At 35.1% G+C, this 23804-nt stretch carries 14 protein-coding genes and 1 pseudogene; 2 read left to right on the top strand and 13 right to left on the bottom strand.

Annotated elements, in window-relative coordinates:
- The 12 genes and pseudogenes from IRZ99_RS18270 to IRZ99_RS18215 form a co-directional block, all read right to left on the bottom strand.
- A pseudogene (locus IRZ99_RS18270) lies at nucleotides 1–4983 on the bottom strand (DUF11 domain-containing protein); the annotation flags it as partial.
- A gap of 1026 nt (nucleotides 4984–6009) precedes the next feature.
- Nucleotides 6010–6936 carry a tRNA epoxyqueuosine(34) reductase QueG gene (gene queG, locus IRZ99_RS18265; protein WP_194658603.1) on the bottom strand — a complete coding sequence of 309 codons (927 nt, stop codon included), beginning with the start codon at nucleotides 6934–6936 and terminating at the stop codon, nucleotides 6010–6012.
- Complete coding sequence (locus IRZ99_RS18260) at nucleotides 6933–8279, bottom strand: cytochrome P450 (RefSeq protein WP_194658602.1); 1347 nt, start codon at nucleotides 8277–8279, stop codon at nucleotides 6933–6935. The genes queG and IRZ99_RS18260 overlap by 4 nt, the downstream gene beginning before the upstream one ends.
- 10 nt (nucleotides 8280–8289) lie before the next feature.
- Nucleotides 8290–9312 carry a Holliday junction branch migration DNA helicase RuvB gene (ruvB, locus tag IRZ99_RS18255; protein ID WP_194658601.1) on the bottom strand — a complete coding sequence of 341 codons (1023 nt, stop codon included), beginning with the start codon at nucleotides 9310–9312 and terminating at the stop codon, nucleotides 8290–8292.
- A gap of 110 nt (nucleotides 9313–9422) precedes the next feature.
- Complete coding sequence (locus IRZ99_RS18250) at nucleotides 9423–11225, bottom strand: cbb3-type cytochrome c oxidase subunit I (RefSeq protein ID WP_099710744.1); 1803 nt, start codon at nucleotides 11223–11225, stop codon at nucleotides 9423–9425.
- Nucleotides 11226–11256: 31 nt separating this feature from the next.
- Complete coding sequence (locus IRZ99_RS18245; RefSeq protein ID WP_194658600.1) at nucleotides 11257–12441, bottom strand: cytochrome c oxidase subunit II; 1185 nt, start codon at nucleotides 12439–12441, stop codon at nucleotides 11257–11259.
- 19 nt (nucleotides 12442–12460) lie between these two features.
- Complete coding sequence (locus IRZ99_RS18240; RefSeq protein ID WP_194658599.1) at nucleotides 12461–13984, bottom strand: quinol:cytochrome C oxidoreductase; 1524 nt, start codon at nucleotides 13982–13984, stop codon at nucleotides 12461–12463.
- A 27-nt stretch (nucleotides 13985–14011) separates the two neighbouring features.
- A complete protein-coding gene (locus tag IRZ99_RS18235) occupies nucleotides 14012–14557 on the bottom strand; it encodes a cytochrome c (protein WP_072970536.1) in 546 nt (181 codons plus the stop codon).
- Between the two features lie 8 nt (nucleotides 14558–14565).
- A complete protein-coding gene (locus tag IRZ99_RS18230; RefSeq protein ID WP_025572651.1) occupies nucleotides 14566–15090 on the bottom strand; it encodes a DUF3341 domain-containing protein in 525 nt (174 codons plus the stop codon).
- Entirely contained in the window at nucleotides 15083–16483 is a 1401-nt protein-coding gene (nrfD, locus tag IRZ99_RS18225; RefSeq protein ID WP_026983716.1) for an NrfD/PsrC family molybdoenzyme membrane anchor subunit, read from the bottom strand. The genes IRZ99_RS18230 and nrfD overlap by 8 nt, the downstream gene beginning before the upstream one ends.
- A 32-nt stretch (nucleotides 16484–16515) precedes the next feature.
- The gene (locus tag IRZ99_RS18220) at nucleotides 16516–19569 is read right to left on the bottom strand and encodes a TAT-variant-translocated molybdopterin oxidoreductase (protein ID WP_194658598.1); all 3054 of its coding nucleotides are present in this window, start codon (nucleotides 19567–19569) and stop codon (nucleotides 16516–16518) included.
- Between the two features lie 32 nt (nucleotides 19570–19601).
- The gene (locus IRZ99_RS18215; protein ID WP_194658597.1) at nucleotides 19602–20933 is read right to left on the bottom strand and encodes a c-type cytochrome; all 1332 of its coding nucleotides are present in this window, start codon (nucleotides 20931–20933) and stop codon (nucleotides 19602–19604) included.
- 219 nt (nucleotides 20934–21152) lie between these two features.
- On the opposite strand from IRZ99_RS18215, the gene IRZ99_RS18210 reads away from it, so the two are divergent.
- Nucleotides 21153–21542, top strand: a complete 390-nt coding sequence (locus IRZ99_RS18210; protein ID WP_194658596.1) for an SPOR domain-containing protein — start codon at nucleotides 21153–21155, stop codon at nucleotides 21540–21542.
- A 66-nt stretch (nucleotides 21543–21608) separates the two neighbouring features.
- On the opposite strand, the gene IRZ99_RS18205 is transcribed toward IRZ99_RS18210, so the two are convergent.
- On the bottom strand, nucleotides 21609–22817 hold the full coding sequence (locus IRZ99_RS18205) for an MFS transporter (RefSeq protein WP_194658595.1): 1209 nt from the start codon (nucleotides 22815–22817) through the stop codon (nucleotides 21609–21611).
- A gap of 89 nt (nucleotides 22818–22906) precedes the next feature.
- On the opposite strand from IRZ99_RS18205, the gene IRZ99_RS21320 reads away from it, so the two are divergent.
- Nucleotides 22907–23722 (top strand): helix-turn-helix domain-containing protein, encoded by an 816-nt coding sequence (locus tag IRZ99_RS21320; protein WP_194658611.1) that lies wholly within the window; start codon nucleotides 22907–22909, stop codon nucleotides 23720–23722.
- Nucleotides 23723–23804: the final 82 nt, after the last annotated feature.

Raw genomic sequence — 23804 nt, 5'->3', positions numbered from 1 at the left:
TCCTGTTGATGGCGTTATCGTATAAGTATAAGCCGCATTGTAATTGTCAATCGTAAAACTTCCTGTTGCCGTTGTACATGTTGGCTGGGTCACAGCGCTTAGTGTTGACACCGCAGGTGTTGAAGGCTGAGCGCTTACAACTGCCGCAACTGAATCTGATGAACTGCAAGATCCCAGTGTTGCTCTTATTGTATAACTTCCTTGTGGAGCTGTAACAGAACTTCCTGTTCTATTAACACCTGTTGATGGGGTTATCGTATAAGTATAAGCCGCATTATAATTGTCAATTGTAAAACTTCCTGTTGCCGTTGTACAAGTTGGCTGGGTCACAACACTTAGTGTTGGAACTGCTGGCGTTGAAGGCTGAGCGCTTACAACCGCTGCAACTGAATCTGATGAACTGCAAGATCCAAGTGTTGCTTTTATTGTATAACTTCCTTGTGGAGCCGTAACAGTACCATTAGTTTGTGTTACCCCTGTGGATGGCGTTATCGTATAAGTATAAGCCGCATTGTAATTGTCAATCGTAAAACTTCCTGTTGTCGTTGCACACGTCGGCTGGGTCACAGCGCTTAGTGTTGGAACTGCAGGTGTTGAAGGCTGTGCATTAACAGATGTCGTAGCTGAATTTCCTGAACTACAAACTCCTAATGTTGCCTTAACTACATAACTTCCTGTCGGAGCTGTAATGGAATTTCCTGTTCTAATAACTCCTGTTGATGGCGTTATCGTATAAGTGTAAGTCCCATCGTAATTGTCAATCGTAAAACTTCCCGTTGCCGTTGTACACGTTGGCTGGGTCACAGTGCTTAGTGTTGGAACTGAAAGTGTTGAGGGTTGTGCATTAATTACAAATCCTGTGTTTGCAGAATCACAACTATTGGCTGTCGCTTTAATGGTATAATTACCAGCCGGAGCTGTAACCGAACTTCCCGTTCTACTAACTCCTGTTGATGGGATTATTGTATAAGTATAAGAAGCATCATAATTGGTAATAGTAAAACTTCCTGTAGTTACTGTACAATTTGGTTGTGTTATCGTACTTAATATTGGAGCTGCCAAAGTATTTACAGTCACAATTCCTTTAATTGTAGCTGCTACACAAGGAGCAGTATGCCCAACAGTTGTTATTGTATAAGTTCCTCCTACTGTTGGAGTTCCTGAAATAGTTACTGTTTTTGCACCAGAATCAACAGCAAATGCTAATCCAGCTGGCAAATTAGTTACTACAACATTCGTTGCGCTTCCAGCAAAAGTATAAACAGTACTAGTGATTGCTGTCCCTGCACAAACTGCTGGATTTTGTGTACCACTGGTAAGTGTAACTGTAGAAATAGTGTTTATAACGGCTGCAACTGCAATTCTTGATGACGTAGGACATCCTTCAGTAGAGGTAGCACCAACATAGTAAGTAGTAGTACTTGATAAGCTTGGTGTTGTAAAGTTCGTTCCTGTTCCCAAAGATGTTCCACCTGTTGAAGCAGCATACCAATTGATGGTTGCCCCAGTTGATGCTGTTGCACTTAATGTTACTGTCCCCGTACCACATCTAGAACTTTCTGTTGTTGAATTTATAGTTGGTAACGTATTTACCGTAGCGACAACTGCAGTTCTGTCCGCAGTTGTACAACCATTCTCCGTTGCATCTACATAATAACTGGTTGTTGTTGATAAACTTGGTGTTGTAAAACTTGCACCTGTTCCCAAAGATGCACCACCTGTTGAAGCAGCATACCAATTAATTGTTCCTGATGAAGCCGCAGCTCCCAATGTCACCGTTCCTCCATCACATCGTGAAGCCGGTGTTGTTCCTGATATAGTTGGTTTCGCATTAATAACAAAATTTGTAGCTGTTCTACAACTTGAACCACTAGTGCAGGCAGCATAATAGGTTTTTGTCCCCGGTGTACTTGTATTTGTTAAACCTGATCCGGTAACACCTACAGGATTAAAAGAAGAACCTTTATAAATTGGTGTTCCACCAGAAGATGTGGTATACCATTCAATTTCTCCTAAGGTATAATTCACAGTAATCTGCATGTAATCAACCGATGCAGTTACAGTACCGTTTCCATTTCCATTTCCTCTATTAATATCCGCAGATAATACTATTCCAAAATCTGGCGAATTAATATCAGAAGGACTCCATGAACCATTCCATAAATCTGATGTACCTCCATAATCAATAACAGTCGTAGAACTAGTTGACCAATTACTATTTGTGACTTTTCTATTTGCACCCATAATGGATCCAGCCTTAATCAAACTGACAACATTATCTTTTACATTATTATTATTACTATCAACGCTACTAAAACGACTAATTGATACTTGAATACCTTTTATTGTAGCATTAGTTGGAATTGTAAAGCCAAAATTAGTTCCCTGAAGATAATGCGTTATAAAACTCCCTCCACTTGAGACAGCAACTGTAGCATTACTCGAATCATTCGAAGTAATTTTTTCAGGATTTACCCAGGATAGTGTATTGGTTCCTGCAGTTGCACTCGTTCCTGCCACAGCAATTTTCGCTCCTGTGCTCTCTGAAATTAAGCATGATGAAGAAGCTGTTAATGATCCCGTTCCATCCTGACAAATTGATACTCCTGTAGTCGTTGGTGCACCAGCAACTGCATTTATAACGATACCAGTAGTTGGAGATGAAGTACATCCCTGTGCATTTTTTGTTGTTACTTTATAAGTGCCCGCTACCAATCCCGAAAAAACACCTGTTGTATTATTTACCGGTGCTGCTATAGGATTTGTTCCTGTCAATGTATAACTTATTCCTGAGGCATTTGCTGGCATAATTACCGTTACTGTTCCTGTTGGAGTAGCACAACTTGACTGTAAAATTGTAACGGTCGGCGCAGTTGGCAAAGCTAGTATTGTTATATCATCTGCAGTCGAACTAGTTCCAATAAAGTTAGTACCCGGGACATTAGATTGGTTTAATCCTTCATAATTTTTACTAACCGTTCCATAAGCATTTGTAAATGGTGTTATTTTTCTATTTGGATCGGCAGTTGTACGAGTAGGATCAAGATATAAAGCTTGCGCATTAGAGCTATATGTCCCGGCAGTAATTGATGTTGCAACTTTCCCTACTAAGGTTATTGTTACAATTCCATTTTGTGCGATATTAAATCCACCAAATAAAGGATTATTTGCCGTAGCACTATTAGCCAAAGGTCCAGAAGGCCCGGAAGCATCAAGTGAATATGTTGCTGTAGCGGAATCAAATTCAATACCTGCTGGAAAAAGAAAGTCTAAAAATACTCCTGCAGCATTTCCTACCCCAGTATTTTTTATCTGAACCTCATAAGGTACTTTCTCATCAATGGAATTACAAATTGACGCTGTTGATAAAGTTTTTACTTTGGTCTCAAGAATAGGAAAGCAATTTGAATTTACCTGCAAATTTGGCGGAACATCTTGTATTGTAAATGTTGATACATAACCAACCGATCCACCTATAGCTCCGTGACTGATTCCATTACCAGCATTAGATTTACCTGCTACGCCACCAAGTACACTAGTAATTATGCTTACTGTACCTGAAAGATTATGACTAATAATTCCACCACCACCACCACCACCAGGTCCGTGCTCATCGTTATTATCATTTTCCGTATTTCCTCCAGCTCCTCCATTCGCCTCTATTCTAATAGTTGCATTACTATCATTAGAAATATTTAATAATACTGTTCCTCCAGCTCCTCCTCCTCCAGCTCCGTCAGGCGAACCTGAATAAGCGCCAGGTGCCCCCTTTCCGCCGTTAGCATAAATATTACCAGTTCCCAAAACTGTACCGGCATTAACGAGAATAATAGCACCTCCTACACCACCTTTTACACCAGATGAAGCATTATTGGCATCACCGGCTCCACCGCCTCCGCCCATAACAAGCCTCGGAAATGGAACAGCTGTAAGATATGATCTAAAACCCGGTCTTCCTCCTCCTGTTGCGGGAAGAATATTACCATTACCACCTTGCCATCCGGCACCACCTAAACCACCATATCCACCATTACCGCCTCCACCGCCGCCAGTATTATGGTCATTACCTCCTCCTCCTGCATTAGCTGGAGCTCCTCTTCCCGAAGATCCTCCCGGCATTCCTTCAACTAAATTATCAACTTGATTATATCCATCCCACATATAGCGTGGTGTTCCTGCTATTCCTTCTCCCTTTCCAGAAATTTTATTATTAGTTGATAATCCCACATAAGTATTAGCATCATTTAGATTAGAGTCTGCTCTGGGACTATAACCACCTCTAAAACCACGAGCAGTTCCATCAATTGTATATCCTGCAAAATTGAATGTCCCTGAAACATTAAAAGCGATTACACCACCTGCAACTCCATTAAAAGGTGGAGTAGTAATATTAGATGTAAGTGTTAAATTAGAATATTGTGGCACTCTAACGATTTGAAATGTTCTTTTCCCTCTTGTTGCTGTTGCATCTGCGTTAAAAAAACTATTGAGCACACCGCCGCCAGAACCAGTCCCTTTAAATGTTAAATTCCCTCCTGTCAATGGTACGTTATTAGTTGCAATAACATATTCAAAAATACCAGTATTGCCAATAGCCGTAAAACCAGTCCCTCCTAAACCATCCAAGCCACTATTTGCAGTTCCAGAACCATAACTTGTACTATTTGTATAATCTATTGTAGCATCCTGCATTTGAATAATTAAAATCAAATCGCCTGCAGAAATTGGAGTCGCTCCAAAATTATTAAGATAACCATCTGTTGCTGGTACTTTACTTAGTACTATGGATTTTGCTCCGGCATTCATCGTAACATTTCCTGTAATAGGATAATAAGTATTTACAGAACTTGATACTGTTACAGGGCCATCAACTCCAGGGGTACCGCAAATTTGCGCAAACAAAGATGCGTTTGATAATAGAAGTACTAAAGCAATAAAAAATGGCCTAAATAAATTACGGCCTTTAAAAGTAAAGTTACGCATACACAAATGAGATTTGAGGAATACAAATATTGTTAACCGAATAACCAATCACGGTTTTCAGGATATAGCAGACATACGAAAAAATATGATGAAGGGATTTTAAATTAAAAAAAAATCTGAAGTGAGATTTTTTTCTTAATTCAAAAAATGATTGAACCATTTGAGTAATCGGCTCAAGACATAAAAATAGTCTCATAATTTCATGGTAGTTTTGGTGTGGCGAAAATAGATAAACACCTAATAACTAGCTACATTAGTCGACAAACTACCTATAAAAACGTTGAATTACACTTATTTTCAAGCAAAACGCCCTTTTATATTTAAAAAAATTAATCATTCATCAATATAAAAGGAGAAATTTATTAATTTTTTATGAATTAAGACAGATTATCTTTAGTTTAATAACAAAACATCAAAAAATCTTACAAAATTAAAAATTACAAAAAGAGGTTTCATTTTTAACATTTGTTTACTTTTTATTTACAATATGTTAAAGGCGTTTTTCTTCTTAAGTAATTATTTTTAATAAAATTTATTACTATTGAACTCACTTTTTTCAAATAAAAAATGAGTTAAAAGACATCTCTACAATTAGATAATTTATTCTACAAACAAGACGAATAAATATTGATTATCAAACATTTAACGTTTTAATAAATATTTTATCTTTTTAATTAAATAAAAAAACTGTTGCACTTTCAAAATTCACAAACGCTTTCTTACATCTCAATAAATAAGAGAAGTAATAATTTAATTACCAGATTCTATAATAAAATTATTGTTGATCAATAAAACAAACTTTCAATAGATTTACCGTTTGTCGATAAAAAACATAGACAAAATACACATGTTGTGTTTCATTTCCTACATTGCAAAAAAGACACATATATCAAATTGTAAAAGAGGTTCTTACAAAAATGTGTCTTTTTCTTCGTTTATAAAAATATGGGAAATAAAATTCTGGAAGCAAATTATTAGGCAATTCAATAGAAAAAAAATAATCAAAACCGATATCTAACTTTTTCTTTAATCTAAAAAGTTAATATTGCGTTTTAAACCATCGAATTTGGTTCGCTTAATTGGAGAATTTTTAAAGACTTTTTTGAAAGTTTCTTCCGTTATTTCAATCCAATCTTTCTTTGAAAAAGAAAGCAATTCAGGATTAGGATTAAATAAGGGTTCAGAATGTGGTTTTGAAAAACGATTCCACGGACAAACATCCTGACAAGTATCACAACCAAACATCCACTCATCGAATTTCCCTTTCATCTCATAAGGAATATTCTCTTTTAGTTCAATTGTATAATAGGAAATACATTTGCTTCCATCAACAACATAGGGAGCAACTATTGCCTGAGTGGGACAAGCATCAATACAAGCAGTACACGATCCACAATGATCCGTAGTAGCATGATCATAGTCTAAATCTAAATCAAGTATTAATTCTGCAATAAAGTAAAACGAACCTACTTTTTGAGTTAGCAAATTACTGTTTTTGCCAATCCAGCCCAATCCACTTTTTGCAGCCCAGGCTTTATCTAACACAGGCGCAGAATCAACAAAAGCACGGCCTGAAACATCTCCGATATTTTCTTGAATAGCATCTAAAAGTTCCTTTAATTTTTCTTTAATAACAAAATGATAATCTTGGCCATAAGCATATTTGGAAATTTTAAAACTTTCATGGTTCTGAGATTCTGCAGGATAATAATTAAGTAAAAGTGAAATTACGCTTTTTGCATCATCAACTAATAACGTCGGATCTAATCGCTTATCAAAATGATTTTCCATATAAGCCATCTGACCGTTATGATTATTCTTTAACCACTTCTCAAGTCTAGGCGCTTCCTGTTCAAGAAATCCAGCTTTAGATATCCCACAAGAAAGAAAACCAAGTCGTTTTGCTTCAGCTTTTATAAATTTCGAATATGTCTCTTTTGAATTGATTGTCATCTTTTAGAGAATATAACTTCGACTCCTACGGGTTTCAATGTTATTAGCGGATTAAGTTTAATATCCGAATTAACCGTTTTAATTGCATATTTTTTCACAATATGAGAAATGGTCAAACACATCTCATAAATAGCAAATCCGGCACCAATACACATTCGGGGTCCCGCACCAAAGGGATAAAAATATTGCATTGAATGCTTCTTTTGTTCTCCAAGAAAACGATTTGGATTAAAATCATTTGGTTTCTCCCAATATTTAGGATTTCGATGCAATTCATAAAAAGAAAGCCCAATTAAAGTCCCCTTTTTCAAATAGAATAAACCAATACTATCATCCTCAACATTTTGCCTATCCGTAATCCATGCGGGCGGATACAAGCGCATTGATTCATTTAAAACTGCATTTATATAAGTCATTTTTTGAAGCTGCTCGACTACATTTTCAGTTTGCGATTCAATTTCAAGAATTTCGTCAAAAACTTTTTGTTGTATTTCCGGATTTCTTCCCAAAAGATAAAGAGTAAAAGTTAAGGCATTTGCAGTTGTCTCATGTCCGGCAATAAAAAGAACTTTAATTTCATCTATTAATTGCTTTACTGACATTCCTTCACCAGTATCTTCGTAACGGGTATCTAAAAGCATATTCAGCAAATCATTAATCTCTTCGTTTGAAGAAATTCTCTCTTCTATAATTTCCCTAATAATACAATTATTTTCTTCTGCTAATTCAAGATGTTTTTTCACCTGACCAGTAGCAGAAAACCACCAAGCTTTATGAGGAAGTCGTATCTCTTTAATTAAGAAATTCTGAACTTCTTCTATAATAACTTTTATACGATTTAGCTTTTCTTCAGAAATAGAAAGTTCAAATAAAGATTTTGCAACAACATTAAAAGCCAACTGGCTCATTACTGGAAAAAGATCAACCTCTTTTTCTTTCACTAAAACATCTAATTCTGAAACAATCGTATGATTCATGTTTTCAATCAACTGATTCATTTTTTCCTTGTGAAATGCAGGCTGAATAAGTCTTCTCTGTTTAAGCCAAAAAACGCCATCAACAGTCAACAGTCCTTTTCCCAAATACTTGGAAAGATAAACCGACTGAAACTTTGATTTATGATAATTTTTTTGATTCTTCTGTAAAATATGCTGTGCGATTTCATTATCCCTTGACAAAATCAAGTGCTTTGAAATACCGATTCTCAGAGAAAAAGAATCACCAAGTTTATCAAAATATTTTTTATGAAACGGAATAGGTTTTTTGCGCACTCCTTCGGCATCCAAAAAGAATCTAAAAATGGAAAGTTTGTTCGGATAACTATATTTTTTATTTTCAGACATTGAAAAAAAATTAAAATAAGCCGCCCTGAATGTTTGTATTTAATTTCCCTAAATGTTTATAAGCTTTATCCGTTACTTCACGCCCACGAGGTGTACGCATAATAAACCCCTCTTGAATTAAAAAAGGTTCATAAACTTCTTCGATCGTTTCACTACTTTCAGAAACTGCTGTTGCCAATGTTGAAAGTCCAACAGGTCCGCCTTTAAACTTATTTATAATAGTCAATAGTATTTTATTATCCATTTCATCGAGTCCATGTGCATCCACATTTAATGCTTTTAATGCGTAACGAGCAATTTCCAGATCAATCGTTCCGTTACCTTTTATTTGTGCAAAGTCACGAACTCTGCGCAACAAAGCATTAGCAATACGAGGTGTTCCTCTACTGCGTCCAGCAATTTCGATTGCGGCATCCAAAGAAATTGGCATTTTTAAGATTGAAGAACTTCTTTCAACAATAGTAGTTAAAAGTTCAGTAGTATAATATTGTAAACGAGATGAAATTCCAAAACGAGCACGCATTGGAGCAGTCAATAGCCCCGAACGTGTAGTAGCACCAATTAAAGTAAACGGATTCAAATTAATCTGAACAGTTCTGGCGTTTGGCCCTGATTCAATCATGATATCTATCTTAAAATCCTCCATTGCTGAATATAAATATTCTTCAACAATAGGACTTAAACGATGAATCTCATCAATAAATAAAACATCTCTCTCGTCAAGATTAGTAAGCAATCCGGCCAAGTCACCAGGCTTATCTAATACAGGCCCGGAAGTAATTTTAATTCCAACTTCCAATTCATTGGCTAATATATTGGCCAATGTAGTTTTCCCTAATCCCGGAGGTCCATGAAAAAGCGTATGGTCAAGTGCTTCACCACGCTGATTAGCAGCAGCGACAAAAACTTTCAGGTTCTCTAAAACCTGATCTTGTCCGGCAAAATCATCAAATGATAGCGGACGCAATCTTTTTTCAAGATCTAGCTCTTCTGGATTGTATCCCTTTGTAGTAGGATCTAAGTTTTCATTCATCTTACAAAGATATACAAAGTAATCAGTTTGTAAAACAGTAAAATTGAACGGGTCAAACTTTAACTAAAACAAAAAAGACTATCATTTCTGATAGTCTTTTTGAAATATTTTTAGTGGTGTAAAACTTCTTCACCTTCTTTCATTGGTACATTTTGCGGCACAAAATCTACATCATGATTTGGGTTACTGTAGTCATATGGCCAACGGTATACATGAGGAATTTCACCAGGCCAGTTACCGTGAATATGCTCTACTGGAGTTGTCCACTCTAATGTTGTAGATTTCCATGGATTCTGAACTGCTTTTTTACCATAGAAAATACTACTAAAGAAGTTGTATAAGAATACTAATTGGAATGCACCTCCTACAAGAGCAAATGTTGTAATTAAAACATTCACATTTTGTAAATCATCAAATAATGGGAAGTTTGTATTTGTATAATAACGTCTTGGTAAACCAGCTAATCCGATAAAGTGCATTGGGAAGAATACTCCATAAGCACAAACAGCTGTTACCCAAAAGTGAATATAACCTAAATTTTTATTCAACATTCTTCCATACATTTTAGGGAACCAGTGGTAAATACCAGCAAACATTCCGTAAAGTGCAGAGATACCCATTACTAAGTGAAAGTGAGCAATTACAAAGTAAGTATCGTGAACGTTAATATCTAAAGTACTATCTCCTAAAATGATTCCGGTTAAACCTCCAGTGATGAAAGTAGAAACCATTCCGATAGAAAACAACATTGCAGGGTTAAACTGTAAGTTACCTTTCCACAAAGTTGTAATCCAGTTAAATGCTTTTACAGCGGATGGGATTGCAATCAATAAAGTTGTAAATGTAAATACAGATCCTAAGAAAGGATTCATACCTGAAATAAACATATGGTGACCCCATACAATTGTAGACAAGAATGCAATTGCAAGAACTGACATAATCATCGCTCTGTATCCGAAGATTGGTTTGCGAGAATTCGTAGCCATAATTTCAGAAACAAGACCCATTGCAGGTAAGATTACGATATAAACCTCAGGGTGTCCTAAGAACCAGAATAAGTGTTCAAATAATACCGGAGAACCACCTTGATAGTGTAAAACCTCTCCAGCAATATAAATATCAGACAAGAAGAATGAAGTTCCAAAACTTCTATCAAAAATCAATAATAATGCGGCAGATAATAAAACTGGAAACGAAATAACACCAATAATAGCTGTTACGAAAAATGTCCAGATAGTAAGTGGAAGTCTAGTCATAGACATCCCTTTAGTTCTTAAGTTGATTACAGTAACGATGTAATTTAAAGATCCCATTAAAGAAGATGCAATAAAGATAGCCATAGAAACTAACCATAAAGTCATACCTGTACCAGAACCTGGAATAGCTTGTGGTAAAGCACTTAATGGCGGATAAATTGTCCAACCTGCAGAAGCTGGTCCAGCTTCAACAAATAATGAACTTAACATTATTACAGCAGATAAGAAAAACAACCAGTATGAAATCATATTCATAAATCCAGAAGCCATATCTCGAGCTCCAATTTGAAGTGGAATAAGTAAATTACTAAAAGTTCCACTCAAACCAGCCGTCAGTACAAAGAATACCATGATGGTACCGTGAATTGTAACTAAAGCCAGGTAAATATCATTAGCCATTACACCATCAGGTGCAAATTTATCTCCTAATAAAACATTAAATATTTTGAAAGACTCCTCTGGCCATGCTAATTGCATTCTGAAAAGCAAAGACATTGCAATACCAATTATACCCATAATAATACCGGTAATTAAGTATTGCTTAGCAATCATTTTGTGATCAATACTAAAAATATATTTAGTAATGAACGTGTCTTTATGATGATGTTCGTGCTCGTGATCGTGTCCGTGATCGTGACCGTGCGCTTCTGCTGACATATATGTGTACTTTAAATTTTCTTAATAAATATTATCTCATAGCAACTTTAGCTACAACCGCTTTTACAGTATCAATAACTGCTTTTACAGTATCTTTAGCGGTACTATCTGTAGTTGGCTCAACTCCTTCAGCTGGTTTCTCAGCAGCTGCTGCCGCTTTAATATCTTGAGTTAAAGTTGTTTTTTCACTTAACCATTTTTTATAATCTTCCGGAGTATCTACAACCACTTTCATTTGCATGTTATAGTGAGAAGCTCCACAAATTTTATTACATAGTAATAAATAATCAAATGTATAAGGATCTAAAGCTGTACCACCTTTAGCAACTAACTCAGCACTTTTTTCAGCTCTTAGTTTATTGATATTTGCAACTTTTTCAACCATAAATGGCAACTCTCTGTATTCAGAAGTCGTGTAAGTTGGAATAAAAGCAAACTCAGTAACCATTCCAGGAACACAGTTCATTTGCGCTCTAAAGTGAGGCATGTAAGCGGAGTGCAATACGTCTTGAGAACGCATTTTGAAATGTATTTTTTTACCTTTAGGAATATGTAATTCACTAACAACAATATCATCCTGAGCATTAGGATCTGACATATCAACACCTAAAGTGTTCACACCTTCAATTAAACGAACATTAGCTTTTCCTAAAACATTATCCTGTCCAGCATATCTTGCAGTCCATTTAAATTGTTGAGCATATAATTCAATTTCAATTACATCTTCATCTTTGTCAACAAACATAATGTTGTTCCAAGCATATAATCCATAAAGGATTAAACAAGCTAAAACTACTGATGGAATAATACTCCAGATTGCTTCTAACTTATTACTATCAGCAAAAAACAAAGCTTTTTGATTTTTATTTCCTTTATATTTAAAAGAAAACCAGTATAATAAACCTTGTGTAATAAATTGAACTACAAAAATTAAAACCCAAGTAATATTCATTAAATTATCTACTAAAAGTCCATGCTCTGAAGCAGGACTATGAAGTGCTAAACCACCCCATTTTAGTAAACCGTAAATCGTGAAGATATAAATGAAAGCTAAAAAGCCGAACATAATATATCCCTGAATATTATTATCATTATCTGATGCAACCTGAGAATCGTCCGAAGAAGATCCTACCTGAGTAAGATCAAATATCTTGGTCAATTGCCATAATGCAACTGCTAATAAAACTAAAACTATAATTACCAACAAACTTGTCATCTGTTTACTTCTTTAAATATTAATAATGAAAATGTTTACTTTCTTCAATGAAAGGATTTCTTTTTGCTAACAGAGGCGCTTTCGTTAATGCAGTAAATACAACAAAAATAAACAAACCTAAGAAGAAAAGAATAGATGCAATTTCAGGAACACCAATAAACCATCTATCTCCTACTGTACCAGGCATAATCATATTAAAGAAATCAACATAATGACCTAATAAAATAACAGTACCAGCCATTACAATAACCCAGCTTAAACGCTTAAAGTCAGTATTGATTAATATTAATAATGGGAATACAAAGTTCATAACTACAGCACCAAAGAATGGTAAATTGTATAATTGAATTCTTGTTACGAAGTAAGTAACCTCTTCCGGAATGTTAGCATACCAGATCAACATGAATTGAGAGAACCATAAATAAGTCCAAAAAACACTAATACCAAACATAAATTTAGCTAAATCGTGAATGTGGCTTGTATTTACATACTCTAAATAACCTTTAGATTTTAAGTATATTGTAACTAGTGCGATAGTAGTAATACCACTTACAAAGAAAGAAGCAAAAACATACCATCCAAATAATGTACTGAACCAGTGTGGATCAAATGACATAATCCAATCCCAAGACATAATAGACTCAGATACGATAAAGAATACTAAGAATCCAGCAGATAACTTAAAGTTCTTTTTGTAATTTAAATCATCATTAGCTTCATCTTGAGCTAAACAATTTTTTCTTGAATAATGACGGTATAAGTTCCATCCTAATAAAAAGATTCCCGCTCTAACGATCCAGAAAGGAAAGTTTAGATAACCTGCTTTACCAGCAATGATTGCATCGTAATTAGGACTTTTTGGATCTGTAACACCTTCACCTAACCATACAAATATGTGATTAAAGTGTAATCCGCATAAAACTAAAATAATAAAGAAAATTACAGAAGCCACTGGCAAATAAGCCGTAATTCCCTGCATAACTCTAAACAATACTGGAGACCAACCTGCCTGAGCCACTTGTTGAATAGCATAAAATGCTAAAACTCCCATAGAAAGTAGCAAGAAGAAAATACTAGCAACATATAAAGCAGACCAAGGTTTGTTTTGCAATTGATGCAAAACGTGTTCCGCATGTGCTTTAGGATCATGATGAGAAGCTTCAGCATGCTTATCCGCTTTTACATCATGTGCAACTGCAGCTTCAGTTTCGTGTGCTTCTTCAGCTTTTACTACATGGGTAGTATCTTCATTAGCTACAAGAGAATCTTTACTTGCTGCCTCTTCAGCATTTGCATCTTTTGCTTCCTCATGATGAACTGCTTCAACTGTTTCTGCGTGTTGCGTTGCTTCAGCTTTTTCTTCATGATGTGCCGCAGCGGCTTCACCATGTCCTCCACCGTGCTCTGATGCTTCTTTTGCCAGAAGAGTTTCTACCTCTTCAATATTTTTAGGAGCAGTTAAAAAACCATATCCAATTCCTAATATACCAAGGGCCATTAGGATGATAGAAAAAGTTTTTAATTTACTTGAAAATGTATACATATCTATTACGATCAGTTTGTTCAACAATTATAATTGGCTTTTTAGTTTTAGAACATAGTCAGCAACTAACCAACGTTCATGGGCACTTAATTGATTTGCATGTGAACCCATTGCATTTAAACCATAAGTTTCAACGTGAAAGATACTTCCTTCAGTAATAACTCTGTCTTTATAGCTAGGTACTCCAAGAAATTTTTCTCTCTCAACCAATTTACCTTTACCGTTTCCAGTTGCACCATGACAACTGATACAGTAAATTTCGAAAAGTTCTTTTCCTTTTCCTGAATTTCTATCCGCTTCACTTAAAGGTGATTTTAAATTAGCTTTAGCCAATTCATAACCAGCAGTTGAATTCTCATATTCATAAGGTTCAAAACCTCTATTGATAGTTCCTTCTACAGGAAGTTGTCCTTCTTTTCCACCTTTAAATATCTTTGCTTCTGAGTAAGTTTCATAACCTACAGATTCATACATATTAGGGAAGTACTGATAGTTTGGTGCCGAATTATTGTGGCAAGATGAAACTAAAATAGTTATACCAACTAAAAGTGTTATTTTATATATCCTTTTCATAGCTACAATTAATTCTTTTCAATTACTTTAACTTCAACAGCTCCTGTACCTTCGAAAAAAGAAACAAGTTCTGCTTCGTTATCGTTTACAGCAACTTCCATTAAGAAATGGTCATCTGTTGTTCTTACATCAGGATTTTCAGCTTGCTTAAATGGCCATAATCTACTTCTCATGTAAAAAGTGATTACCATTAAGTGGGCAGCAAAAAATACAGTCATCTCAAACATAATCGGCACAAAAGATGGCATATTCTGAATGAAACTAAAACTTGGTTTTCCACCGATATCCTGTGGCCAGTCATGAATCATGATATAACTCATCATTGTTGTTGCAACAGAAATACCAACACATCCATATAAAAAAGCACAAATTGCTAATCTTGTTGGTGCTAAACCCATAGCTTTATCCAATCCGTGAACTGGGAATGGAGTAAAAACCTCTTCAATATGATGATGAGCAGCTCTGGTTTTCTTTACTGCATCCATCAAAATATCATCGTCATTATAAATGGCGTATATTACTTTATTACTCATGATGTGAATCTTTATTTGCTCTTTCTCTAATGTAATTATCTCCTGTTCCTTTCAAAATTGTTTTAACCTCTGCCTGAGCAATTACAGGAAATGTTCTAGAGTATAATAAAAACAATACAAAGAAGAAACCAATTGTTCCGATGAAAATTCCAATATCAACAAATGTTGGTGAGAACATTGTCCAAGAGGATGGAAGGTAATCTCTATGTAAAGAAGTAACAATAATTACGAATCTTTCAAACCACATTCCGATGTTTACCACAATCGAAATAATAAAAGAGAACATGATACTAGTTCTTAGTTTCTTGAACCACATAAATTGTGGTGAAAAAACATTACAAGTCATCATTGACCAATATGCCCACCAGTAAGGTCCGGTAGCTCTGTTTAAGAAAGCATACTGCTCATACTCTACTCCTGAATACCAAGCTACGAACAACTCAGTAATATAAGCTACACCAACAATAGAACCAGTAATCATAATAATGATATTCATTAATTCGATATGTTGTAATGTAATGTATGCTTCAAGATTAGAAACTTTTCTCATAACGATCAACAATGTATTTACCATTGCAAATCCTGAGAATACCGCTCCAGCAACGAAGTATGGAGGGAAAATTGTAGTATGCCATCCTGGAATTACTGAAGTAGCAAAGTCCATAGATACAATCGTGTGTACAGAAAGTACAAGAGGAGTAGCCAAACCAGCTAATACTAGAGATACTTCTTCAAAACGCTGCCAATCTTTAGCTCTTCCACTCCATCCGAAACTTAGGATAGAATAAACTCTCTTTGTAAAAGGAGTTACTGCTCTATCACGTAGCATTGCAAAATCAGGTAATAAACCAGTCCACCAGAAAACTAATGAAACTGAAAGATAAGTTGAAATCGCAAATACGTCCCAAAGTAATGGTGAGTTAAAGTTTACCCATAAAGATCCAAACTGATTTGGAATAGGTAAAACCCAGTATGCTAACCATGGACGTCCCATGTGAATAATTGGAAATAAACCTGCCTGAACTACCGAGAAGATAGTCATTGCTTCTGCAGAACGGTTAATAGCCATTCTCCAACGTTGACGGAAAAGTAATAATACCGCAGAAATTAATGTTCCAGCGTGACCAATACCAACCCACCAAACGAAGTTCGTGATATCCCAAGCCCAACCAACTGTTTTATTTAATCCCCATGTTCCGATACCGGTAGATACGGTGTAAATGATACAACCTAACCCCCAAAGGAAGGCTATTAATGCGATTGAAAATACAATCCACCATTGTTTGTTTGCAGGCCCCTCAACAGGTGCAGCTACATCTACTGTTACATCGTGATAAGATTTATCACCTATAACTAAAGGTTTTCTAATGGGTGCTTCGTAGTGAGACGACATAATCCTTTATATTGTTTCTAATTAATAATTTACTAAGTATTTCTAACTTTAACATGGTAAACCACATTAGGTTTTGTTCCTACATGCTCTAACAAGTGATATGATCTTTCATCAGCTGCTAATTTAGCTACTTTGCTTTCTGTATCATTAACATCACCAAATATCATTGCTCCAGAAGAACAAGCATTAGAACAAGCTGTTTGGAATTCGCCATCAGCAACTGGGCGACCTTCATTTTTAGCTTTTAACTTAGTTGCTTGTGTCATTTGAATACACATAGAACATTTTTCCATAACTCCACGAGAACGAACGTTTACGTCTGGGTTTAACACCATACGCCCTAAATCGTCATTCATATGATAATCGAATTCTGTGTTTTTGTTATACAAGAACCAGTTGAAACGACGTACTTTATATGGGCAGTTGTTTGCACAGTAACGAGTACCAACACATCTGTTGTATGCCATGTGGTTTTGACCTTCACGACCGTGAGATGTAGCAGCTACAGGACATACTGTCTCACATGGTGCGTGATTACAGTGCTGACACATAACTGGTTGGAATGAAACTTGTGGATTATCTCCAGCTTTTTCCATTTCATTAAATGTAGATAATGAACTAGATAAACCAGCAATATTTTCTTTTCTTTCATTATCACCTTCAAAAGTACTTTCAGAAGAATAATATCTATCAATACGCAACCAGTGCATATCACGACTTCTTCTTACCTCTGCTTTACCAACAACCGGAACATTGTTCTCAGCGTGACAAGCAATAACACAAGCACCACAACCAGTACAAGCATTTAAGTCAATTGAAAGATTAAAGTGATGCCCAGTTGTACGATCAAATGATTCCCATAAATCGACAGTAGTAGCCTCAACTTCCTGGTGATCTAAAGATACCATTGGTTTTTCATTCCAATGTTCAGCATCTTTAGTATTAAAGATTTCAAGAGTAGTTTCTTTAATAATATCTCCTCTACCCATTAATGTTTTCTGTCCTTGAACACAAGCGAACTCGTGAACTCCACTTGCTTTCGCAATAGAAACAGATTGAACACTATTGAAATTTTTATATAAAGCGTAGGCATTTAAACCTACCTGCATTTCATCTTTTAAAGCAGCTTTACGACCGTAACCGACAGCTAAACCAACTGTACCAATAGCTTGTCCAGGCTGAACAATTACAGGAACATTTTCTAACTTAGCTCCATCAGCAGTAGTAATTGTAGCATAACTACCATTCAAACCACCATTAGCAACAATTTCATTTGTTAAACCAAGTTTCTTAGCGTCTGCATTAGAAATAGTTACATAATTATCCCAAGAAACTCTTGTGATAGGATCTGGAAACTCTTGCAACCAAGGATTGTTTGCTTGTTGTCCATCACCCATACCTGTTTTAGTATATAGTACTAACTCGAAATTTCCAGCTGATCTTGACTTAGAAACTGCACTTGCAGCCGCAGTGTAATCAAAAGAACCAGCAGATAAAGCAGTAGAACCAATTACAAAAACACCATCATGTAAGACTTTATTCCAAGAAGAACCAGCAATAATCCCAGCTGAACTAGCTTTAAGATAATCGTAGAAGTTTCCAGGAACACCGTTTAATGATAATAAAACGTCTTGAAATTGTTTTGTATTGAATATAGGACGAATAGTTGGCTGAGTCAAACTATAAGTTCCTTTTGTAAGGACAACATCACCCCATGATTCTAAGTAATGAGGAGCAGGAGCAGCAATTGTAGTAATCGATGCAGTTTCATCTTCTTTTAAAGAAAAAGCAACTGACGTTTTTACTTTTTTCAATCCGGAAACAAAAGAAGCTGAATCAGCTAATGTGTAAACAGGATTGATACCACTCATGATTAAAGTATGAACACTACCAGCATTCATATCTTTTATTAATTGCGATACAACCGCATTAGAACCTTTTCTAATTTGTCTTGTACCAGCAGTATTAAAAGCTTCACTAGCCAATACCTGATTGATAGCTAAAACTAATAATTGTGCATTTTTATCTTCAATTCCAGATACTAAAACTCCTTTAGAACCAGCAGCTTTTAACTGTTGGGCAGCTTTAACAACTTCTGCTTTAAAATTACCGTCTAAAGTGACAGCAACAGAAGCACCTGCAACTATATTATATATTTGAACTAAAGCTTGTTTTTGATCAGCAATAGTCATTGGAACACGCTTATCAGCAGCAGCTCCAGATAATGTCATATTTGATTCGAACTGAAAGTGACGAGACATTTTTCCGTTTTGAGGAATACGTCCTTTTGCATATCCAGTATCGTATCCACCACCTTGCCAGTCTCCTAAGAAATCAGCACCAACAGAAACAATTAAAGAAGCTTTTGAAAAATCATAATCAACTAAAGCTCTTTCACCGTACACTGTTTCAAATGCATCTAATGCGTCAGATGAAGAAACTGCATCATAAACAACATGTTTTGCATTAGGGTTTTTAGCGATAAATTCACCAATTAACTTTTCAGTAGATGGACTCGCTAAAGTATTTGTCAACAATACCACTTGCCCACCTTTTGCTTTTGCATCAGCAAGACTTGATTTAATTTTTAAATCAACAGCAGACCAGCTACTATTTTTTCCTTCCAATTTAGGTTCTTTCAAACGCATACTATCATATAATGATAAGATAGATGCATGAATTCTAGCATTGGCTGAAAATTTAGCTCCAGAAATAGTATTGTTATCAATTTTAATTGGACGACCCTCACGAGTTTTCACTAATAAGTTAGCAAAATCAAAACCATCAAAAACAGTAGTTGCATAATAATCTGCAACACCAGGAATGATTTGTTCTGGTTGTAACACATAAGGGATAGACTTGTGAACAGGACCTTCGCAAGCAGCAAGTGTAACAGCTGCAGTACTAAACCCTACGTACTTTAAAAAGTCACGACGTGAAGTTCCAGATTGAGCTAAAGCATCTGCATTCCCTAAGAATTCTTCTGTAGGAATCTCTTCAACAAATTCGTTATTTCTAAGCGCCTCAACAATAGAACTATTCTCTAGTTCTTCAACACTTTTCCAGTATTTTTTGTTTGATGACATTGTATATAAATATTAAAATCTTAATAATTCGATTAATAGTGGCATTTACCGCATTCTAAACCTCCCATTTGCGCTGCAGTTAATTTCTCTACACCGTATTTTTTAGAAAGTTCAGCATGAATTTTATCATAGTATGCATTTCCTTCCATCTTAACATCAGTTTTTCTATGGCAATCAACACACCATCCCATTGTTAATTTAGAGTATTGCTTCATGATTTCAAATTCCTGTACCGGACCGTGACATGTTTGACATTCAACTCCAGCAACATTTACGTGTTGAGAGTGATTGAAGTACACGAAATCAGGTAAATTATGAATACGAACCCATTTAACAGGCTGTGTTTTTCCAGTATAAGCTTGTTTAGTCTTATCCCATCCAACAGCATCATATAATTTTTGAATTTGAGCATCGTAAAACGCTTTGCTATACTCAGGAGTAGCAGTAGTCTCAGCAACCTCAGAAATATTTTTATGACAGTTCATACAAACATTTAATGAAGGAATACCAGCATTTTTACTTACACGGGCAGCAGAGTGACAATATTTACAATTGATCTCATTATCTCCTGCGTGAATTTTATGAGAATAGTGAATTGGCTGAATTGGCTCATAATTTTGATCAACACCAACTTGCATCAAATAAGCGTACACAAAATAACCACTCGCTAATAATAAGAATATAGAAGTAACCAATACCAAAAATTGATTTCTAGCAAAAGCTTTCCAAATTGGAGTTCTAGCTTCTCTAGAAGGAATCTCGATACCATTTTTGCTAGCAACTTTTGTTAATACCTTATTAACCATTACCAACATAACAACTAAAATAGCCATCACAAGAGCAAGAGCACCTAAAATGATATTATTAGAAATTCCACCTTCTTCAACTTTTGTTCCCGGAGGAGCAGCAGAACCAGGAGCACCAGGAGCAGGCTCAGCTTTTACTTCAGAAGTATAAGCTATAATATTATCAATATCACCTTCAGATAATTGAGGAAAAGAAGTCATTACAGACTTGTTGTTTTCTTCAAAAAGTTTAACAGCAACAGCATCACCTGACTTAATCATGTCAGAACTGTTATGCACCCACTTGTAAATCCAAGCCATATCATGCTTAGAAGCAACACCTCTTAAAGCAGGACCTGTTGATTTAGCATCTAATTTGTGACATGCAGCGCAATTTGCATTAAAAAGTTCCTTCCCTTTTACTGGATCACCACCTGCAGTTGCAGCCGGAGCAGCAGCTTCAGGCGCCGCCGGAGCAGCAGCATCTTGAGCAAATGAAGTTAGGGAGAAAATCAGCGTTAGCGATAAGCTAAGCAGCAATTTTCTTGAGATCGAATTATGGTTACCCACCTTTTTCATATAGTATAATAATTATCTACTAATTTTTGGTATGATTTTTACTGTAGTAAAACAATAAAAAACGAATACCCTCTTTTAAAACTTGCACAAAAATACGACTTATGAACTATTCTCAAAACCTTAAAATAGTCTTAAATATCAATTTATATCAATTCTAAATAATATTAAAATTTTCCATACAAACTTTAAATACTATTTTTGCATAAAAACCATCACATTATGAGAATTTTAACCCCTTCGAAAAGAGTTTTCTTAACATTAACAATGTTAACATTAGCCTATAACATTAATGCTCAAGACCAAAATTTAACAGTAAATCAGGATCCCAAATTTGAGCAGTTACTTAACGATAAACGCAAAATTAACACGTCAATAAGCACAAACGACACTTATAAAATCCAGATTTTTAGCGGCAAAAGCGACGAAGCAAAAAAAACCTTATCCGATTTTAAAAGAGAAAATAGTGACATCGATGGCACTATTATTTTCAACACACCAAACTATAAAGTAATTGTTGGAAATTTCAAGACCAGAATCGAAGCAGAACGAAATTTAGCCGAAATTAAAAAGAGATATAAACTTGTGTTTCTGATTAAACCCAGCAAATAAATATAACTGATATATGATAAAAAAAAAGCAACTCAATTGAGTTGCTTTTTTTTTATCATCTGTCTATTAAACTTTCTTACTCTCAATATTAGGCAAAAAACCTGCAATTACTCCAATCAATGGTAAAAAGGCGCAAATTCTAAATACATATTCAATACTCGTCAAATCAGCAAGTTTACCTAAAACTGCAGATCCCAGACCTCCCATTCCAAAAGCAAATCCAAAAAACAAACCGGCCACCAAACCAACTTTACCAGGCAGCAATTCTGTTGCATATACCAAAATCGCAGAGAAAGCAGAAGAAAGTATCAAACCAATTAGCACAGACAAAATCCCAATCCAAAATAACGAGACATAAGGCAGTAGCATTGTAAAAGGAGCTACTCCTAAAATAGAAATCCATATTACATACTTCCTGCCAAATTTATCACCTATTGCCCCCCCCATTAACGTTCCTGCTGCAACTGCACCTAAAAAAACAAATAGATAAATCTGAGATTGCTGAATAGACAAATGAAATTTATCTATTAAGAAAAAAGTATAATAGCTTGTAATACTGGCCATATAAAAATATTTGGAGAAAATTAAAACCAGTAAAATAACCAGTGACAACCAAACTCTTCTTTTAGAAAGCTGATGAATAATAACTTCTTGTGATGTCGTTTTGCTTCTGCGTTTTACTTCCAAATGATCAGTGTACCATATCGCAATTCTATATAATGCAAAAATCCCTATCAAAGCTATAGCACAAAACCAAACGATATAGGATTGACCATTGGGTATAACAATTAAGGCTGCCAACAAAGGCCCAACTGCACTTCCCGCATTACCTCCTAATTGAAAAATAGATTGCGCTAGTCCTTTCTTTCCACCTGAAGCTAAATGAGCCACTCTTGACGATTCAGGATGAAAGACAGAAGATCCAATTCCAATTAAACTAACCGAAATCAATAAATAAGAAAAACTATCAGCAATAGAGACGAAAAACAATCCTGCCAAAGTAAAAATCATTCCAACAACTAATGAATAGGGTTTAGATTTTTTATCTGTATACATTCCAATAAACGGCTGTAGAATTGAAGCTGTAAGCTGATAAGTAAAGGTTATCAGTCCTATTTGTGTAAAACTTAAATTAAATTTTTCTTTAAATAATGGATAAACCGAAGGTATCACAGCTTGCAGTAAATCATTTATAAAGTGAGAAAAACTAATAATAAAAAGAATGGAATAAATTGTTTTCTGAACCACTTCGGGCTGTGTCTTAACATTTGTCATAAGGTGTCATTTATATTTTGAACGGTAATAAATAATGGTAATTTATTTTTAACAAAGATGCTAATTAATTACAATGTCATAATTACTACATTTGGACAACGAATAACGATTATCAGACATATCATGTTGTTGACTACGGATTCCAAATAAATCCATCATTACCCGTTTTAGGTTATACTGAAAAAATCACAGACGCTGTTTGCGCATCTCATTCGCATCCGAGAGCACAACTTCTTTATGCAACAAGTGGCGTCATGAATGTAGTTGTAAAAAATCACATTTGGGTAGTGAATCCATTGCAGGGCTTATGGATTCCCGGCGGAATTGAACATCAGGTATCTTTTCAGAAGGATGTAAAATTATATAGTGTTTTTATAGATCCTTCACACACAGAGAAACTCCCTGAAAGCAGTTTCTCTTTTGACATTTCTATATTCTTAAAACAACTAATGTTTAAAATCATCTCATTTGAAAATGAAAAAAATCCAACACTTTCTCAAAAAAGAATTATGGAAGTATTTACAGATGAACTAGCCTTAATTAAACCAAGTTCTACTTTTCTACCTACAAGCAATCATATAAAACTTCAAAACATTATTTCACTTTTAATGAATGACATCGCCAGCAAATACACTATAGACTATTACGCCGATCTATCGTTTATGAGTACGAGAACCCTATCCCGGTTATTCATTAAAGAATTGGGCATGAACTTTAGTGATTGGCGCATAAGATTAAAACTTCTAGAAGCCATAAAAAGACTAGGCGAAAAACAATCTATTAAAGAAATAGCTTTAGATTTAGGATATAAAACTACGAGTGCCTTTATATTTATGTTCAAAAAAAAATTAGGAAAAACACCTTCAAACTATATTCTGGAAAATAAAATGAATGAAGTTTTTTAATCCATTTAAAAATCAAATATCGGACAAAATCAGAATTACATTCAAAATAAAAAAGCCTCATTTTTAAATGAGGCTTTGATTA

Origin of the sequence: Flavobacterium sp. LC2016-12, assembly GCF_015351595.1 — a bacterium.
GTDB lineage: Bacteria > Bacteroidota > Bacteroidia > Flavobacteriales > Flavobacteriaceae > Flavobacterium.
This window is presented reverse-complemented; position numbering and strand designations above follow the sequence as displayed.

Excerpts from the sequence above, each read along its gene's own strand:
- queG (WP_194658603.1), bottom strand. The coding sequence starts at position 6,936 with ATGACAATCAATTCAAAAGAGACATATTCGAAATTTATAAAAGCTGAA.
- IRZ99_RS18260 (WP_194658602.1), bottom strand. The coding sequence starts at position 8,279 with ATGTCTGAAAATAAAAAATATAGTTATCCGAACAAACTTTCCATTTTT.
- ruvB (WP_194658601.1), bottom strand. The coding sequence starts at position 9,312 with ATGAATGAAAACTTAGATCCTACTACAAAGGGATACAATCCAGAAGAG.
- IRZ99_RS18250 (WP_099710744.1), bottom strand. The coding sequence starts at position 11,225 with ATGTCAGCAGAAGCGCACGGTCACGATCACGGACACGATCACGAGCAC.
- IRZ99_RS18245 (WP_194658600.1), bottom strand. The coding sequence starts at position 12,441 with ATGACAAGTTTGTTGGTAATTATAGTTTTAGTTTTATTAGCAGTTGCA.
- IRZ99_RS18240 (WP_194658599.1), bottom strand. The coding sequence starts at position 13,984 with ATGTATACATTTTCAAGTAAATTAAAAACTTTTTCTATCATCCTAATG.
- IRZ99_RS18235 (WP_072970536.1), bottom strand. The coding sequence starts at position 14,557 with ATGAAAAGGATATATAAAATAACACTTTTAGTTGGTATAACTATTTTA.
- IRZ99_RS18230 (WP_025572651.1), bottom strand. The coding sequence starts at position 15,090 with ATGAGTAATAAAGTAATATACGCCATTTATAATGACGATGATATTTTG.
- nrfD (WP_026983716.1), bottom strand. The coding sequence starts at position 16,483 with ATGTCGTCTCACTACGAAGCACCCATTAGAAAACCTTTAGTTATAGGT.
- IRZ99_RS18220 (WP_194658598.1), bottom strand. The coding sequence starts at position 19,569 with ATGTCATCAAACAAAAAATACTGGAAAAGTGTTGAAGAACTAGAGAAT.
- IRZ99_RS18215 (WP_194658597.1), bottom strand. The coding sequence starts at position 20,933 with ATGAAAAAGGTGGGTAACCATAATTCGATCTCAAGAAAATTGCTGCTT.
- IRZ99_RS18210 (WP_194658596.1), top strand. The coding sequence starts at position 21,153 with ATGAGAATTTTAACCCCTTCGAAAAGAGTTTTCTTAACATTAACAATG.
- IRZ99_RS18205 (WP_194658595.1), bottom strand. The coding sequence starts at position 22,817 with ATGACAAATGTTAAGACACAGCCCGAAGTGGTTCAGAAAACAATTTAT.